This is a genomic window from Halomonas sp. MCCC 1A11062 (assembly GCF_021404355.1).
In the GTDB taxonomy this organism is placed as follows: Bacteria; Pseudomonadota; Gammaproteobacteria; order Pseudomonadales; family Halomonadaceae; genus Halomonas; species Halomonas aerodenitrificans.
Map to the genome: position 1 here is coordinate 1 of NZ_JABFTW010000011.1, position 15,195 is coordinate 15,195.

A 15,195-nucleotide genomic window follows, 5' to 3' on the forward strand; every position below is an offset into this window, starting at 1 on the left:
GCAGTATGTGTGCCATCCCCTTCAAACCTGTTTTTATACAGTGTGTTAGCGATTTCCTGGCCAATCATTGCTAAGCCTAATTAGGCAATAAGTTGCCCGGGTCGGGCAAGAAGTTGCCCGGTGGGCAACTTCTTGCTTGATTACACTTGTGGGGTGCGCCGGGCTGGGTTGGCTTGATGCGCTGGCAGGGAGAGCATCTGAAAGGCGTGTAGGCAGAAAGCGCTCGCTGAGCACAGCGGCAAACTTGACTCGGGACAAGAGAGGGGCGAGCTGCCGAGACGCTGGCGATAGCCGATGTCATACTCACGCCATCGGGTATGGCGCGCACCATGCCAGGGTTTCAAGAGGTCGAAGTCGATCATGCAAGACGAGCTGTTGTTCAATCGCCCCTTGGTGGAGAAGTACGACCGCCCCGGGCCCCGCTACACCTCCTATCCCACGGCGCCGCAGTTCCATGCGGCCTTCGCCGAGGACGACTACCGCGCCGCCGCCGAGCGCAGCAATCGGGTCGCCTCGCCCAAGCCGTTGTCGGTCTACGTGCACATCCCGTTCTGCAAGAGCCTGTGCTACTACTGCGCCTGCAACAAGATCATCACGCACAACACCGAGCGTGCGGCGGAGTATCTGGACTGGCTGAAGCAGGAGATCGGCGTGCAGGGGGCGTTGTTCGACGAAACCCGCCGCATGACCCAGTTGCACCTGGGCGGCGGCACGCCCACCTACCTGAGCAATGCCCAGCTCGGCGAGCTGATGGCGGCCCTCGACGAGGCGTTCCATTTCGCCCCGGTGGAGGAGCGCGAGTTCTCGCTGGAGGTGGATCCGCGAACGGTCACGCCGGCACAGATCCATGAGCTGCACGATCTCGGCTTCAACCGGCTGAGCTTCGGCGTGCAGGACTTCGACGCGGACGTGCAGAAGGCGGTCAACCGCCTGCAGAGCGAGGAGCAGGTGGTCGAGCTGGTGGCCGCCGCCCGCGAGGCCGGCTTCCAGTCGGTCAGCGTGGACCTGATCTACGGCCTGCCGCTGCAGACGGTGGCGAGCTTCGACACTACGCTGGACAAGATCATCGCCCTGCGCCCGGACCGCATCGCCAGCTACAGCTACGCCCACCTGCCCGAGCTGTTCAAGGCCCAGCGCCTGATCCGCCCCGAGGACATGCCGCCGCCGGAGCGCAAGCTGGAACTGCTCGAGCTCACCATTCGCCGCCTCACCGCCGCCGGCTACGTCTACATCGGCATGGACCACTTCGCTCTGCCCGACGACGAGCTGACCCTGGCCAGGGAGAACGGCACCCTGCAGCGCAACTTCCAGGGCTACTCCACCCATGCCGACTGCGACATGATCGGCCTGGGCATCACCTCCATCGGCAAGGTCGGCGACAGCTACAGCCAGAACGTCAAGGAGACCGCCCAGTATCAGGCGCGGCTCGAGGAGGGGCGGCTGCCGGTGATGCGCGGCTATCGCCTCAACGACGACGACCGCCTGCGCCGCGACGTGATCAACGCCCTGATGTGCCACGGGCGCATCGATTTCGCCAACATCGAGGCGTGCCACGACATCGCCTTCCGCGACTATTTTGCCGATGCCCTGGACCAGCTCGAGGAGATGCAGGCCGACGGCCTGCTGGCCATTAATGATGACGCCATCGAAGTGCTACCCGCCGGGCGCCTGATGATGCGCAACATGGCCATGGCCTTCGACGCCTACCTCAAACCCAACGAAGGGCGTTTCTCGCGCACCGTCTAAGACGCCCACCGAAACACAACGGCGCCCCGCGGGGCGCCGTTTGCGTTTCCTCAACCGGCCCGTTCGAACAGCAGGTTGTTCTCCAGATGGATGTGCTCCATCAGGTCCTCGCGGAATTCGCGCAGGCCGGTGTAGAGGGCGCGCCAGGTGGTGCAGGCGCCCTTGGGTGGGGTGATGTCGTTGGTGAGCAGCATCACCTGCTCCAGGTTCTCGCCGTGGTCGTCGTGCTCGTGGCGCATCACCGCGATCGGCCCCTGAGCCTGGGCGCCCATGCCGCTGCGCAGCATGGGGAACAGGATCTGCTCCTCCTTCTGCATGTGGCTCTCCATCTCCTGGTGAATGTCCATCAGCAGGTCGGCCAGCCCGTTGGGGCAGCTTTCGCGCTCGCCGTGGACCTGCTCCACTCGCCGCGCCATGCGGATCAGCTCGGGCAGCTGCTGACGATGCACGTCATGATAGCGGGTCAGGATGTGCTCGATGAGCTCGTCGTTGCTGGCCTCGCGCCAGTCGCGCTGCTCGCTGCTGGCTGCCGGCAGCGCCTCGAGTTCGGCCACGAGCCTGTCGACATGCAGGCCGGCACGCTCGGCGGCCTGGCGCAGGCTGATGCGCCCGCCGCAGCAGAAGTCGATGTTGTGGGTGTGGAAGATGCGGGTCGCACCGGGCAGCGACAGGGCGATACGGCCAACGGTTTGTTCGAGCAGGTCCATGTGTAGTTCCTCTGCAACGGGGATGTCATCCTGTACAGAGCAAGCGCCATGCCAGTTTTTTTACTGCTTTACTTTCAATGATATGAAGTGGTCATGGTTGAAATGACCTTGCCGTGATAGGGTTAAATTTACCCTGATAGGTATTATTAACCATGCTCGACGATTCCCTGCTGGCCGACCTGACGGCCGATCTGCCCAGCGCCGTGCGCCTGCAGCGCCTGGTGCGTACGCTGCGCGAAAGCTTTCGTTGCGGTGCGGTGTGCCTGCTACAGCTTCAGCAGGACGTCCTGGCGCCGGTGGCGGTGGAGGGGCTGGTACGTGAGGCGCTGGGGCGGCGCTTCGAGGTGGCGCGTCACCCGCGTCTGGCCGCCATCCTCACCAGCCGCCGTTCGACCCTGTTCCCGCCGGACTCCAGCCTGCCCGATCCCTACGACGGCCTGGTCGAGCAGCAGCCGGGGGAGCCGCTGCACGTGCATGACTGCATGGGCATCAGCCTGCACGTGGAGGGTGAGCCGTGGGGCGTGCTGACCCTGGACGCCCTGGTGGCGGGCACCTTCGACGAGGCCTCACGCACGGCGCTGGAACGCTACGCGCTGCTGGTGGAGGCCGCAGTGCGCGTCTCGCGTCTGGAGCAGGAGGTGCGCGCGCTGCGCATGGCGGGCCATGGCGGCATCGCCCATGTCGAGCCGGGCGAGGGCGGTGAGATTCTTGGCCACAGCGCCGAACTGCAGCGACTGCTGCACGAACTCGACGTGGTGGCGGAAGCGGACCTGCCGGTGCTGCTGATGGGCGAGACCGGGGTGGGCAAGGAGCTGTTCGCCCGACGCCTGCACCAGCGCTCACCGCGATGGGAGCAGCCGCTGGTGCAGGTCAACTGTGCGGCGCTACCCGAAACCCTGGCCGAGAGCGAGCTGTTCGGTCACGTCAAGGGAGCCTTCTCCGGCGCTACGGCGGATCGGGCGGGGCGCTTCGAGGCAGCCAATGGCGGCACCCTGTTTCTCGACGAGGTGGGCGAACTGCCGCTGCCGATCCAGGCCAAGCTGCTGCGCGCGCTGCAGAACGGCGAGGTGCAGCGCCTGGGCGAGGATACCCCGCGCCGGGTCGACGTGCGTATCATCGCCGCCACCAACCGTCAGCTGGCCGACGGCGTGCGCGACGGCCTGTTCCGCGCCGATCTCTACCATCGGCTGTCGGTCTACCCGGTGGCCATCCCACCGCTGCGCGAGCGTGGTAGCGACGTGCTGGTGCTGGCCGGGCACTTCCTCGAGATCAACCGTACCCGGCTCGGTGTGCGCAGCCTGCGCCTGGCGCCGAGGGCCGAGGCGGCGCTGCTGGGCTATCACTGGCCGGGCAACGTGCGCGAGCTGGAGCACGTGATCAGCCGGGCGGCGATCAAGGCGCTGGGCCACGGCGCCCGGCGCGACGACATCGTCACCCTGGAACCGGAGTGGCTCGACCTGCCTCACGGCAAAACGTCAAAGGACGAACCGTTGAAAGCCGATTCCCGCGCACCCGACATCCGGGAGTTGGCAACGCACGGCGTCGAACCGCTACGCCGTCAGGTCGAGGACGCCCAGCGACGGGCGATTCGCCAGGCCTTGACGGCGTGCGACGGGAGCTGGGCGAACGCCGCCCGCCGCCTCGCCGTGGACCCCAGCAACTTGCACAAGCTGGCCCGCCGCTTGGGGATCAAGTAGTTATCGGAAGGTCTAAAAGTCAAGAAGCAGCGTTAACGAAGGCCATATATATAGTGCTTGATCGGTAGTGGTTGTCTAGATATGGTAGCCAAGGCCCCGGTTGGGGGCAGTGTCACAGGCTTGACGCACATCAGTACGGGCAGGCGGCGTCGAGCTTAGGATGATCGGTTTCATGGCCACCTGGCCGCACCGAATCCATGGGTTCGCTCCACCGGAGAGTCGCTATGCTTCCTCTTTCTCTGTCGCGCTTGCCACGTCCGCCCGCCCCGACCCGCCTGATTCGCGCCATCGACCCCCGCGTGCCGCTTGTCCTGAAGCGCCAGCTGATCGAGCCGCTGCTCAACCGCACCTTCGCCGAGCCTTTGGCCGAGGGCGAGTTCGATGCGCTCGACGGGCGGCGCATCTCGCTGCACATCGAGGACCTGGGCGTAGCGTTGACGCTGACCCTCGAAGCGGAGCGCTTCCGGCTCAGCCCGGAGATGGGCGAGGCCACCATTCGCGGCGGCTGGCGCGAGTTTCTGTGCCTGGCTACCCGGCGCGAGGATCCCGACGCCCTGTTCTTCCAGCGCCGCCTGGTGATCGAGGGCGATACCGAGCTCGGCCTGATGGTCAAGAACCTGCTCGACAGCCGCGAGGAGGGGTTGGCCCAGGGCCGGCTCGGCGATTGGTTGGCGCGCTTCGAGCGCATGGCGCGCCAGGAACGTTGAACGATTCGAATTTTTGACCCTTACTGGAGATTCCTGCATGAGTACTTCCACCAAGGCCGTCAAGACATCCCAAGAGGTGCCTATGCAAGCGCCCTCACGCGATATCTGGGACTCCAAGTATCGACTCAAGGATCGTCATGGCCGCCCCGTCGACAAGGATGTGGCAGCGACCTGGGAGCGCGTCGCGCGCGCCCTCGCCGCGGTGGAAGGCGACAAGGCCGAGGAGTGGCTGCCCAAGTTCCGCTGGGCGCTGGAGAACGGTGCCATCCCCGCCGGGCGCATCATGTCCAACGCCGGTGCCGAGGACTACAAGCCGGCGGTGAGCCTGATCAACTGCACCGTCTCGCGCACCATCCGCGACTCCATGCATGACATCCTCTCCTCGGTGGTGGACGCCGGCATGACCCTCAAGGCGGGCTGCGGCATCGGCTACGAGTTCTCCACCCTGCGCCACAAGGGCGCCTTCGTGTTCGGCGCCGGCGCCGGCACCAACGGCCCGCTGGCGTTCATGGATATCTACGACAAGATGTGCTTCACCGTAGCCTCGGCGGGCGGCCGCCGCGGAGCCCAGATGGGCACCTTCGACGTCGGCCACCCCGACGTGCGTGCCTTCATCGAGGCCAAGCGCGAAGCCGGCCGGCTGCGTCAGTTCAACCTTTCGCTGCTGATCACCGACGAGTTCATGGAGGCGGTGAAGAACGACGCCGACTGGCCGCTGGCCTTCCCGCTGCACGCCGGCGAGAAGGAGGACGTCAAGTCCGAGGACCTGATCTACCGCGACTGGCCGGTGGTCGAAGAGGGCTACACGGTCGACGCCGAAGGCCGCGTGGCCTGCCGCATCGTCGAGGTAATCAAGGCGCGTGAGCTGTGGGACACCATCATGCGTTCCACCTACGACTTCGCCGAGCCGGGCTTCATCCTGATCGACCAGGTCAACCGCATGAACAACAACTGGTTCTGCGAGGAGATCCGTGCCACCAACCCCTGCGGCGAACAGCCCCTGCCGCCGGAAGGCGCCTGCCTGCTGGGCTCGGTCAACCTGACCCGTTTCGTCATCGACCCGTTCGGCAAGAAGCCGCGCTTCGACTGGGAGCGCTACCGCCAGGTGGTGGCGATCTTCACCCGCATGCTCGACAACGTGGTCGAGATCAGCGGCCTGCCGCTGCCCGGCCAGCGCCGCGAGATCGAGGCCAAGCGCCGTCACGGCATGGGTTTCCTCGGCCTCGGTTCGACCCTGACCATGCTCAAGATCCCCTACGGCTCCGCCGAGTCGCTGGCCTTCACCGAAGAGGTGAGCCGCAACCTGGCCATCGAGGGCTGGAAGCAGGCACTGGAACTCTCCCGCGAGAAGGGCATGGCGCCGATACTCGCCGAGGATTTCGAAATCACGCCGAAGATGATGCGCGAGCGTCCGGAGCTGGCGAAGGACGGCTACGAGATCGGCGACAAGGTGCCGGGGCGCATCCTGCACGCCCGCTACAGTCGCTACATGCAGAAGGTCGCCGAGGTGGAACCGGAGCTGGTCGCGGCACTCGCCGAGCACGGCGCGCGCTTCACCCACCACAGCTCCATCGCACCGACCGGCACCATCTCGCTGTCGCTGGGCAACAACGCCTCCAACGGCATCGAGCCATCGTTCTCGCACCGCTACTTCCGCAACGTGATCCAGTCCGGCAAGAAGACCAAGGAGCAGGTGGAAGTGGTCTCCTTCGAGCTGGCCGCCTACCGCCACTTCATCGCCAGCGACGCGGTGGAGAGCGACCTGCCCGACTACTTCATCACCGCCGATGCGGTCACCCCCAAGCAGCACGTGGCGGTGCAGGCGGCGGCTCAGGTGTGGGTCGACTCGGCGATCTCCAAGACGGTCAACGTGCCCACCGAGTTCCCCTTCGAGCAGTTCAAGGACCTCTACCTGGACGCCTACGAGAGCAAGCTCAAGGGTTGCACCACCTTCCGCTTCAACCCCGAGGCCTTCCAGGGCGTGCTGGTGCGCGAGGACGACCTCAAGAACACCACCTACGTGTTCGAGCTGGAGAACGGCGAGACGCTGGAGCTTTCTGGCGACGAGAAGGTGGTCTACGACGGCGAAGAGCACAACGCAGCGAACCTGTACGACGCGCTGAAGGAAGGCACCTATGGCAAGTGGTAAGCCTGTGCTCTCCCAACTGCCGGTAGCGAGGGGCGCCGGGGACAGGCCGAAGAGGAGGTTCTTCGCCATGGATGGCGAAGGTAGCGCCCAGGGATGGGTTTACAGCGCCTCCTCGCAGGCCTGTCGACGGATCAGCCCCGAGCCGCTGTGTGCCGTTCAACCTTTTTCCGCAGGAGCCCCGTGATGGCCGTCGAAATCAAGTCCAAGATCGTTTCCTACAGCGTCAAGAAGGCGGTGCAAGAGGCGCCGCTGGCCGACGAGAACCCGCTCACGGTACGCATTCCCTCGCGCCCGGAAGGGACGCTGGAGGCCGTTTCCGAGAAGATCTCCTACGTCGGCGCCGAAGGCCGCAAGAAGGTCTACCTGCTGGTCTCCTTCATGCCGGTGGAAGGCGTGCTCGACGGCAAGCGTGTGGTGATCGAGCGTCCGGTGGAGTTTTTCTTCCCCTCCGGCCAGCTCTCCAGCGAGCACCAGTGGATCACCGCCACCATGCGCAGCCTGTCGCTGGCCGCCCGCGGCGGCTACGTCACCCAGGCGGTGGCCGACCTGCGCAAGGTGGCCTGGGACAAGGGCCTGGTGCGCTGCGGCATGAACCGCTGGGGCAAGCCGATGTTCCACGACTCCGAAGTGGCCGCCATCGCCTGGTCGATCCAGCAGATCCTCTACCGCCGCGGCTTCCTCGACCAGGACGGCAACCAGGTGCCGGTGGAGGAGTTGGTGCGCCGCTACGCCCACCGTCTGACCCACGGCCACCCCTGGCAGCCGCCCACCCCCGAAGAGGAGGCGCAGGCCGAGAAGCAGGCCAAGGCGGCAGTCGCCGAAGAGAAGGGCGACGGCCCCACGGTGGTGGGCCACTGCCCGGAGTGCCGCGGCGAGCTGATCATGATGGATGGTTGCCCGACCTGCTATGCGGGCTGTGGCTGGTCCAAGTGCGGCTAAGAAAGCACTGTACAGCTGGCTGCGCGAGCGAATCGCTGCGTTGCGCGGTGCCGAAGCGTCGGACCGTCGGAATCCTCACCTATACCCCATAGGCTCCGGTTCCTGCGCTCCGTGCGCCTTGCGCTTCATCTCGCTCGCCAAGCTGACCAGCACTTTCTGAAACTGTCTGCACGGACATGCTATGCCCCCAGAAGCCGGACTTGTTCCGGCTTCGTCGTGTCCGGGTCAGGCGGCGACGATTCTGGGGCCGCCGTTGGCCGGCGGTAGCGCCATGTCGCCGTCGGTGATGACCACGTCGAAGTCGTCGAGGCGGGCGAAGTAGGCCGGGCGCACCTGGCCGATCTTGCTTTCGTCCACCACCAGCAGGCGCTGCTCGGCGCAAGCGATGGCGGCTTGCTTGGGGGCGACTTCGTGGAAGTGAAAGCAGCTCACGCCGCGCTCGGCGTGTACCCCGGCGGCCGAAATGAAGGCGCGATTGATGCCCAGGCGCTTGATTGCCGCGCTCATGTCGTCGCTGCCGAAGGAGTGCGAGGTGGTGTGATAGAGCCCACCCAGCAGTACCAGGCGTACGCCAGGCACCAGGCTCATGGCATTGGCGACGTTGAGCGCGTAGGTCACCACGGTGAGCTGGCGGCGCTCGGCGAGCATGCCCGCCAGGGGTAGCAGGGTGGTGCCGCAGTCGATGAACAGGGTGTCGCCATCTTCGATGAAGCGGGCAGCCTGTTCGCAGAGCCGTCGCTTGGCCAGTGTGTGGCTGTCCTGCTGCTGGTCGAGGTCGTAGACCGGCGCGTAGTGGTTGGCCATGACCAGGCGCCCACCGAGCAGAATCATGGCGCCGTCGCTTGCGGCCACGTCGCGGCGAATGGTCATCTCGGAAACGCCGCACATCTGGGCGGCCTCGCCGAGAGGGAGGGTGCCACCACCGGCCAGCGCCTGCTGCAGACGGGCCAGGCGCATGGCGCTGCGGTCTTTCATTCGCTGCTCTCCAACTTACCCTCCAGAACTTGGCTCGAAGATCGCTTTGGCTGGCCCTATGCTGAGCTAGGCAACGAGTATTTTCCACTCCCGACGTAGCGAGACGCTATAGTCCTGGCATGTTCCCCATTCGTTCACATGCGGTGCCGGCATGATTCGCTCCATCCTGGTGGTGTGTCGCGGCAACGTCTGCCGTAGCCCCGTGGCAGCCGCCATGCTGCAGCGGCGACTACCCCACTGCCGTGTGGCGTCGGCGGGATTGACCGCGCTGGTCGACGAAGGCGTTGCGCTAGAGGCGCTGGTGCTTGCCGAAGCTGACGGGTTCGACGTCACGCGACACCGTGCCCGTCAGCTCAATGCTCAACAGCTGGCCGAGGCCGATCTGGTGCTGGTCATGAGCGAGGCCCAGCGGCGCTTGCTCTCCGAGCGCTGGCCGCAGGCGATGGGCAAGGTCATGCGCCTGGGGCACTGGTTGAGTCAAGGGCAGGGACTCGACATTCCCGATCCGTATCGCCGCTCAGCGGCATTTTTCGAGCAGGTGCATCGGTTGCTGGCCGAAGCCAGCGACTCCTGGGCGCCACGACTTTGAGCGGCTGGCAGCCCCCGTAGTGCAAGATTTTCCAAGCCTATGATTTTCCTTTCATCTCTTTCTCACAGCAGTTGGGTCTAACGCTGCTGCATGGCTTTTCTCATCCGCTTCATCCTCGCGTCTTAGTTTTCCTCTGAGCTTTTTTTTACCGCCAATTTTCAGCATCTGGCTGATGTAAAAACCATCTGGCCACACCTAAACGCCCATGTAACCTAAATGTATCTTCGTCATCATCTTGTTGTCATGTTCTTGTGATCCACAATGTAACGAAATGTATATTATGCATCAGGATGTGACGAGTCGATAAGAAAGGAAAATGATTGGGCTTCGGATGGCTGCCTTGAAATCCGGGGCGGTAGCGTGTCACAGGGATCCTGAGGGGGATCGAACCATGACTACGATCATTGGGGGAAGTACATCAATATGCGCTTCCGGCGGGTCGGATAGTCGCACCACATGTACTACAGCGGCAAGGCTTGTCTTGCCCCTTTTCTTGTTGATTCTGATGCTCTCGTTGGCGGGATGTGCCCTTGCTCCGGGGGGGCATATCAATCACAACCGACTCGAAGAGTCGTTAGATTCTCGCGTCGACATACAGCCGATAACCCCTGAGCTGGTCATGGGGATGCAGCTGGTCGAGCCTGCCTCGCGTCCCCTTCCAGCCGAGCTGCAGCGGGAGCTTCAGGGCTACGAGTACCGTATCGGTCCGGGAGACGTGATCAGCGTCATCGTTTACGACCACCCCGAGCTCACCATTCCCGCCGGCAGCGAGCGTACGGCATCGGAAACCGGTAACCGGGTGCGGCCGGATGGCACCATGTTCTATCCCTACGTGGGGCGCGTGCAGGTAGCAGGCATGACGCTCGAGGAGCTGCGCGGCTTGATCAGCCGGCGACTCTCCCAAGTCATTACCGAGCCCCAGGTGGAAGTAGGCATTGCGGCATTCAGGTCGCAGAAGGTCTACATCAGTGGGGCGGTGGAACGCCCCGGCGCGCAGCCACTCACCATCGTGCCGCTGACGGTGCTGGATGCCATCAGCGAGGCCGGTGGCGCACGCAACGACGCCGACTGGCACAACGTGCTGCTCAATCGCGACGGACGTGAGGAGCGTATCTCTCTGTTCGCCATGCTGCGCCAGGGTGATTTGACTCAGAACCGCCTGCTTCGCGACGGCGATCTTCTACACGTTCCCACCTCCGAGAATCAGAACGTGGTCGTGCTCGGCCAGGTATTGAGGCCAGGCGCCATTCCTTTGGGCAACGAGCGCCTGTCATTGACCGATGCCTTGGCTCGCGCGGGTGGGGTGAACGAGAGCCGTGCTCAACCCTCGGGAATTTTCGTGGTACGCGGTAATCCGCCGGAAAGTGAAAAATTGGCCACGGTCTATCAGCTCGATATCAGCGATGCAACTCGCTTGATGCTGGGTACGAGATTTCCGTTGAATCCTCAGGATGTGGTCTACGTGACTTCCGCACCGCTGGCACGCTGGAATAACGTCATATCCCTGTTGATCCCTTCGGTAACTCTCCCGGGTGACGTGGCAAGGTCCATAGACAATGTCGGTGATATTTGAACCCCGTATCATCGCTGGCACAGTCAATGAGAGGCACCACCCATGACGATTTTCCCAAGCCCACCTGCATCACCCCAGTCGCCGGCAGAGAGTGGCGATATCAGCCTGAGGAAGCTGATCGACGCTTTGATTGATAGGAAAAAGATCATTTTCCTCAGCGTTTTCGTCTTCATGTTGGCGGGTTATTTTCATGCAAGCTCGCAGCCTCGTATTTACCAGTCCGATGCCCTCATTCAGGTGGAGAACCGCGCAGCGATTCTGGGTCTGCTGCAGTCCCTGGCAGGCGGGGAGCAGATGGGCAATCCGACGGCAGCCGAGCTGGAGATACTACAGTCGCGCATGGTCATGGGGGAGACCGTCGACCGGCTCGATTTGACTCTGATCATCGAGCCGCGTCGCATGCCGTGGGTAGGCGACTTCCTGGTAAATCACGGGGTCCGGCACGCCTGGGTCGAGCGCCTCACCCCGGCCTTCATTCGCGAGCGGTTGCCAAGTGCGCTTGCCTCGTCGGGCTCGCCCTATGTGTGGGCGGGGGAGTCCCTGGGGATTTCCCGCTTCGAGCTTCCGGCTCAGGGGGAAGGGCTCCGGCACACCTTGAGAGTGACAGGAGCCGACACATACGAGCTACTGCTGGATGGCACCAGACTGCTGCGGGGGCGCACCGGCGAGACCGCCAGGAACGACGAAGGCTATCGACTCTTCGTCAGCCAGATGGTGGCCCACCCGGGAGCCGAGTTCGAGGTACGTCGCGTCTCCCGCCTCAGTGCGATCGGTCAGCTGCAGCGCAACTTCATGATCGTGCCACGGGGCAAGGACTCAGGGGTCTATCAGGTATTTCTCAGCGGGCCGGATCGTAGCCTGACACAGCAGACGCTGGACACCATTACCGGGGTCTTTCTGACGCAGAACGTGCAGCGGCAATCGGAGGAGGCCGAGAAGCAGATCGCCTTCCTGGACGAGCAGATTCCCCAGGTCAATGCACAGTTGACGGAAGCGGAAAATCAGCTGAACAGCTACCGAGCTCAGCGCGACTCCGTCGACCTGACGTTCGAGACCCAGAACCTGCTCAACAGGATGGTGGCGGTCGAAAATCAGTTGACCGAACTCGCCCTGGCCGAGGCGGATCTGGCCGAGCGTTTCCGGCCGACCCATCCCAACTATCAGGCCTTGCTGCGACAGCGCTCGCAGCTGCAGGCCGAACGCGAGCGGTTGAACGCGCTGGTGGGTGAGCTGCCCGAGACCCAGCAGGAGGTGCTGCGTTTGACCCGCGACACCCAGGTCAACCAGCAGGTCTATGTACAGTTGCTCAATCAGCGTCAGGAGATGCGCCTGCTGAAGGCGGGCACCGTGGGCAACGTGCGGATTCTCGACAATGCCGAGATGCGGCCGGGGGCCATTTCGCCACGGGTTTCACTCACCACTCTGGTCAGCGCCATGATCGGTGCCGTGCTGGCCTGCATGGGCGTCATCCTGCGACTGCTGTTGAGCCAGGCGATCAAGAGTCCCGACCAGCTCGATGAGATCGGTCTGCCGGTGTATGCCACCTTGCCTGCTTCTCAGGAGCAGACCCGGCTCACACGGCACATTCGGCCGTCAGGATCGAAGCAGCAGCAGGACGTCTTCCGGGGGCTGCTGGCGGTTGAAGAACCCGCCGAGCTGGCCGTCGAGGCGCTGCGCAGCCTGCGTACCAGCCTCTACTTCGCCATGCTCGAGGCGGGCAACAACCGCTTGATGATTGCCGGAGCGGGGCCGGGGGCGGGCAAGAGCTTCGTGGCTGCCAATCTGGCCACCGTCTGCGCCCAGGCCGGGCAGCGGGTGCTGCTGATCGATGCCGACATGCGTCGCGGCCGCCTGCATCATGCCTTCCATGCCAAGGGGATGCCGGGGCTGTCAGAGCTGCTGGCCCAGCGCATCGAGCTCAGCGAAGCGATTCGGACCACCGAGGTGGAGGGGCTGGACTACGTGGCTCGCGGCACGGTACCGCCCAACCCCTCCGAGCTGCTGATGCAGCGCAGCTTTCACGACTTCCTGCAGGTGATGAGCGAGGCCTATGACCTGGTGGTGATCGACACACCGCCGGTGTTGGCCGTCACGGATGCGGCCATCGTCGGCAAGCTGGCCGGTACCAGCCTGCTGGTGGTGCGCTTCGGCGTGAGTCCGCCGGCGGAGATCAAGGCGGCCAAGCGCAGGTTGGAGAGCGCCGGGGTACGGCTCAAGGGGGCGATCCTCAACGGTCTCGAGAAGCCGACCAGCAGCCGCTACGGCCACTACGGCAACTACATCTATGCCTATCGGTGACAGGGAATGTTGAGCCAACTACGTGAGCTGTACACGCTGCTGACCTCGGACCAGCGCCGTAGGCTGCTGCGGCTGCAGGGCCTGATCATCATCATGGCCTTTGCCGAGATCGCCAGCGTGATCGCCATCGGTCCCTTCATGGCCGTGGTGGGCGACATGAGCCGACTGCAGGGCGAGGGCTGGCTGGCCCAGGCCTATCGCTGGAGCGGGGTGGAGAGCCCCGAGCGGTTCCTCACTCTGCTGGGCGTCTGTGTGCTGGTGGTCTTGCTGGTGGCGGCGCTGTTCTCCATGTACACCACCTGGCGGCTGTCTCTCTACGGCGCACGGGTCGGCGCCGAGCTTTCCAGCCGGCTGTATCGCTACTATCTGCATCAGCCCTGGCTCTTCCATGCCGGCGGCAGTAGCAGCCGCTTGATCAACCGCGCCTCTCAGGAGGTCCAGCGGGTCACCAACCGGGTGGTCAATCCGTTCATGCAGCTCAATGCCAAGCTGGTGATGGTCACCTGCATGTCGATCACCATCTTCATCTACAACCCGAAGGTAGCCGCGACCGGCATCGTGATCTTCATCATCTCCTATCTGCTGCTGTACAAGACGGTGCGCCGCTTTCTGGTATCCAACGGTAGGCGTGTGTCGCGTTTTCAGGCCAAGCGTTTCAGGCTGATGACGGAGGGCTTCGGCGGCATCAAGGATCTGCTGTTATTGCGTCGTCAGGCCACCTTCACGCATCAGTTCGATAAAGCCAGCCAGCGGGTGGCGCGCGGCCAGGGGGTATCGCAGGGTTTGAGCGAGGCACCACGCTATGCCATCGAGATGGTCGCCTTCGGCTCGGTAATCCTGCTGGTGCTCTATCTGCTGAATGCCCACCAGGGCAACCTGGGTACCATTCTGCCAGCGCTGTCGATCTATGCGCTGGCTGGGTTCAAGATGCTGCCCGCCTATCAGAAGATCTATGCCTCCATCTCCCATATCCGCAGCAACCTGGCGGCCTACGAGACGATTCGCGACGACTTGGTGGCCAGCCGTTCCCATGCCGAGGCTGACAGTTTAGGAAGCGACAGGTCATTGCCGCCGCTGGTAGCGCAAACGAACATTCGCCTCGACGACGTGCACTTTCACTACCCGGGCAAACGCCTGCCGGCGCTGAATGGGCTGAGCCTGGAGATTCCGGTTGGCGCTCGGGTCGGGCTGGTAGGGGAGTCCGGCTCCGGCAAGTCCACCGCCGTGGATCTGCTGCTGGGGCTGATTCAGCCCCAGCAGGGGCGGATCCTGGTGGATGGCGTGGCGCTGACCGAGGCGACCCTGCCGCGCTGGCAGGCCGGTATCGGTTTCGTGCCTCAGCACATCTTCCTGGCGGATGCCACCGTGCTGGAGAACGTGGCGTTCGGCGTGCCTCGTGAAGAGATCGATGTGGCGCGGGTGCAAGAGGCGGTGCGCATGGCTCAGCTCGAGCCGCTGCTGGCCACGCTGCCCGAAGGGCTCGAGACTCACGTCGGCGAGCGCGGCGTGCAGCTCTCGGGGGGGCAGCGTCAGCGTATCGGCATTGCCCGGGCGCTGTATCGCGATGCGCAGGTACTGGTACTCGATGAGGCCACCAGCGCACTCGACGGCATCACCGAGCAGCGGGTCATGGGCGACATCGATGCCATTGCCGGCGGCAAGACGCTGGTGATGATCGCCCACCGTCTCACCACGGTGAAGGAGTGCGACATGATCTACATGCTCGACAAGGGGCGCGTCATCGATAGTGGCACCTACGACGAACTGGTCGCACACAATCACACCTTCCGCATGATGGCCAATCTCTAATTCCGC

Annotated in this window: 11 protein-coding genes; 9 read left to right on the forward strand and 2 right to left on the reverse strand. The window is 64.0% G+C overall.

Going from position 1 to position 15,195, the window contains the following annotated elements; translation table 11 throughout:
* Positions 1-360 precede the first annotated feature (360 nt).
* Positions 361-1,746, forward strand: coding sequence for an oxygen-independent coproporphyrinogen III oxidase (hemN, locus tag HOP58_RS13265; protein ID WP_234253292.1), 1,386 nt, complete (start codon positions 361-363; stop codon positions 1,744-1,746).
* A gap of 50 nt (positions 1,747-1,796) precedes the next feature.
* Here the strand turns inward: hemN and ytfE are convergent, their stop codons facing one another.
* Positions 1,797-2,453 (reverse strand): iron-sulfur cluster repair protein YtfE, encoded by a 657-nt coding sequence (gene ytfE, locus HOP58_RS13270; protein ID WP_234260546.1) that lies wholly within the window; start codon positions 2,451-2,453, stop codon positions 1,797-1,799.
* A gap of 152 nt (positions 2,454-2,605) precedes the next feature.
* Here ytfE and norR point away from each other — a divergent pair, with 152 nt between their 5' ends.
* The 4 genes from norR (at position 2,606) to HOP58_RS13290 (ending at position 7,945) form a co-directional block, all read left to right on the forward strand.
* Positions 2,606-4,150 carry a nitric oxide reductase transcriptional regulator NorR gene (gene norR / locus HOP58_RS13275; RefSeq protein WP_234260547.1) on the forward strand — a complete coding sequence of 515 codons (1,545 nt, stop codon included), beginning with the start codon at positions 2,606-2,608 and terminating at the stop codon, positions 4,148-4,150.
* A 224-nt stretch (positions 4,151-4,374) separates the two neighbouring features.
* On the forward strand, positions 4,375-4,857 hold the full coding sequence (locus HOP58_RS13280; protein ID WP_010626214.1) for an SCP2 sterol-binding domain-containing protein: 483 nt from the start codon (positions 4,375-4,377) through the stop codon (positions 4,855-4,857).
* Between the two features lie 37 nt (positions 4,858-4,894).
* Positions 4,895-7,006, forward strand: coding sequence for an adenosylcobalamin-dependent ribonucleoside-diphosphate reductase (locus HOP58_RS13285; RefSeq protein WP_026037837.1), 2,112 nt, complete (start codon positions 4,895-4,897; stop codon positions 7,004-7,006).
* 183 nt (positions 7,007-7,189) lie between these two features.
* The gene (locus HOP58_RS13290; RefSeq protein ID WP_010626216.1) at positions 7,190-7,945 is read left to right on the forward strand and encodes a hypothetical protein; all 756 of its coding nucleotides are present in this window, start codon (positions 7,190-7,192) and stop codon (positions 7,943-7,945) included.
* 225 nt (positions 7,946-8,170) lie between these two features.
* On the opposite strand, the gene HOP58_RS13295 is transcribed toward HOP58_RS13290, so the two are convergent.
* Positions 8,171-8,920, reverse strand: coding sequence for a DeoR/GlpR family DNA-binding transcription regulator (locus tag HOP58_RS13295; protein WP_234260548.1), 750 nt, complete (start codon positions 8,918-8,920; stop codon positions 8,171-8,173).
* A gap of 151 nt (positions 8,921-9,071) precedes the next feature.
* On the opposite strand from HOP58_RS13295, the gene HOP58_RS13300 reads away from it, so the two are divergent.
* From HOP58_RS13300 to HOP58_RS13315, 4 genes are all read left to right on the forward strand, one after another.
* Positions 9,072-9,509 (forward strand): low molecular weight protein-tyrosine-phosphatase, encoded by a 438-nt coding sequence (locus tag HOP58_RS13300; RefSeq protein WP_234260549.1) that lies wholly within the window; start codon positions 9,072-9,074, stop codon positions 9,507-9,509.
* A gap of 505 nt (positions 9,510-10,014) precedes the next feature.
* Positions 10,015-11,082 (forward strand): polysaccharide export protein, encoded by a 1,068-nt coding sequence (locus tag HOP58_RS13305; protein WP_234260624.1) that lies wholly within the window; start codon positions 10,015-10,017, stop codon positions 11,080-11,082.
* 42 nt (positions 11,083-11,124) lie between these two features.
* On the forward strand, positions 11,125-13,380 hold the full coding sequence (locus HOP58_RS13310) for a polysaccharide biosynthesis tyrosine autokinase (protein WP_234260550.1): 2,256 nt from the start codon (positions 11,125-11,127) through the stop codon (positions 13,378-13,380).
* A 6-nt stretch (positions 13,381-13,386) separates the two neighbouring features.
* Complete coding sequence (locus HOP58_RS13315) at positions 13,387-15,189, forward strand: ABC transporter ATP-binding protein (RefSeq protein WP_234260551.1); 1,803 nt, start codon at positions 13,387-13,389, stop codon at positions 15,187-15,189.
* Positions 15,190-15,195: the final 6 nt, after the last annotated feature.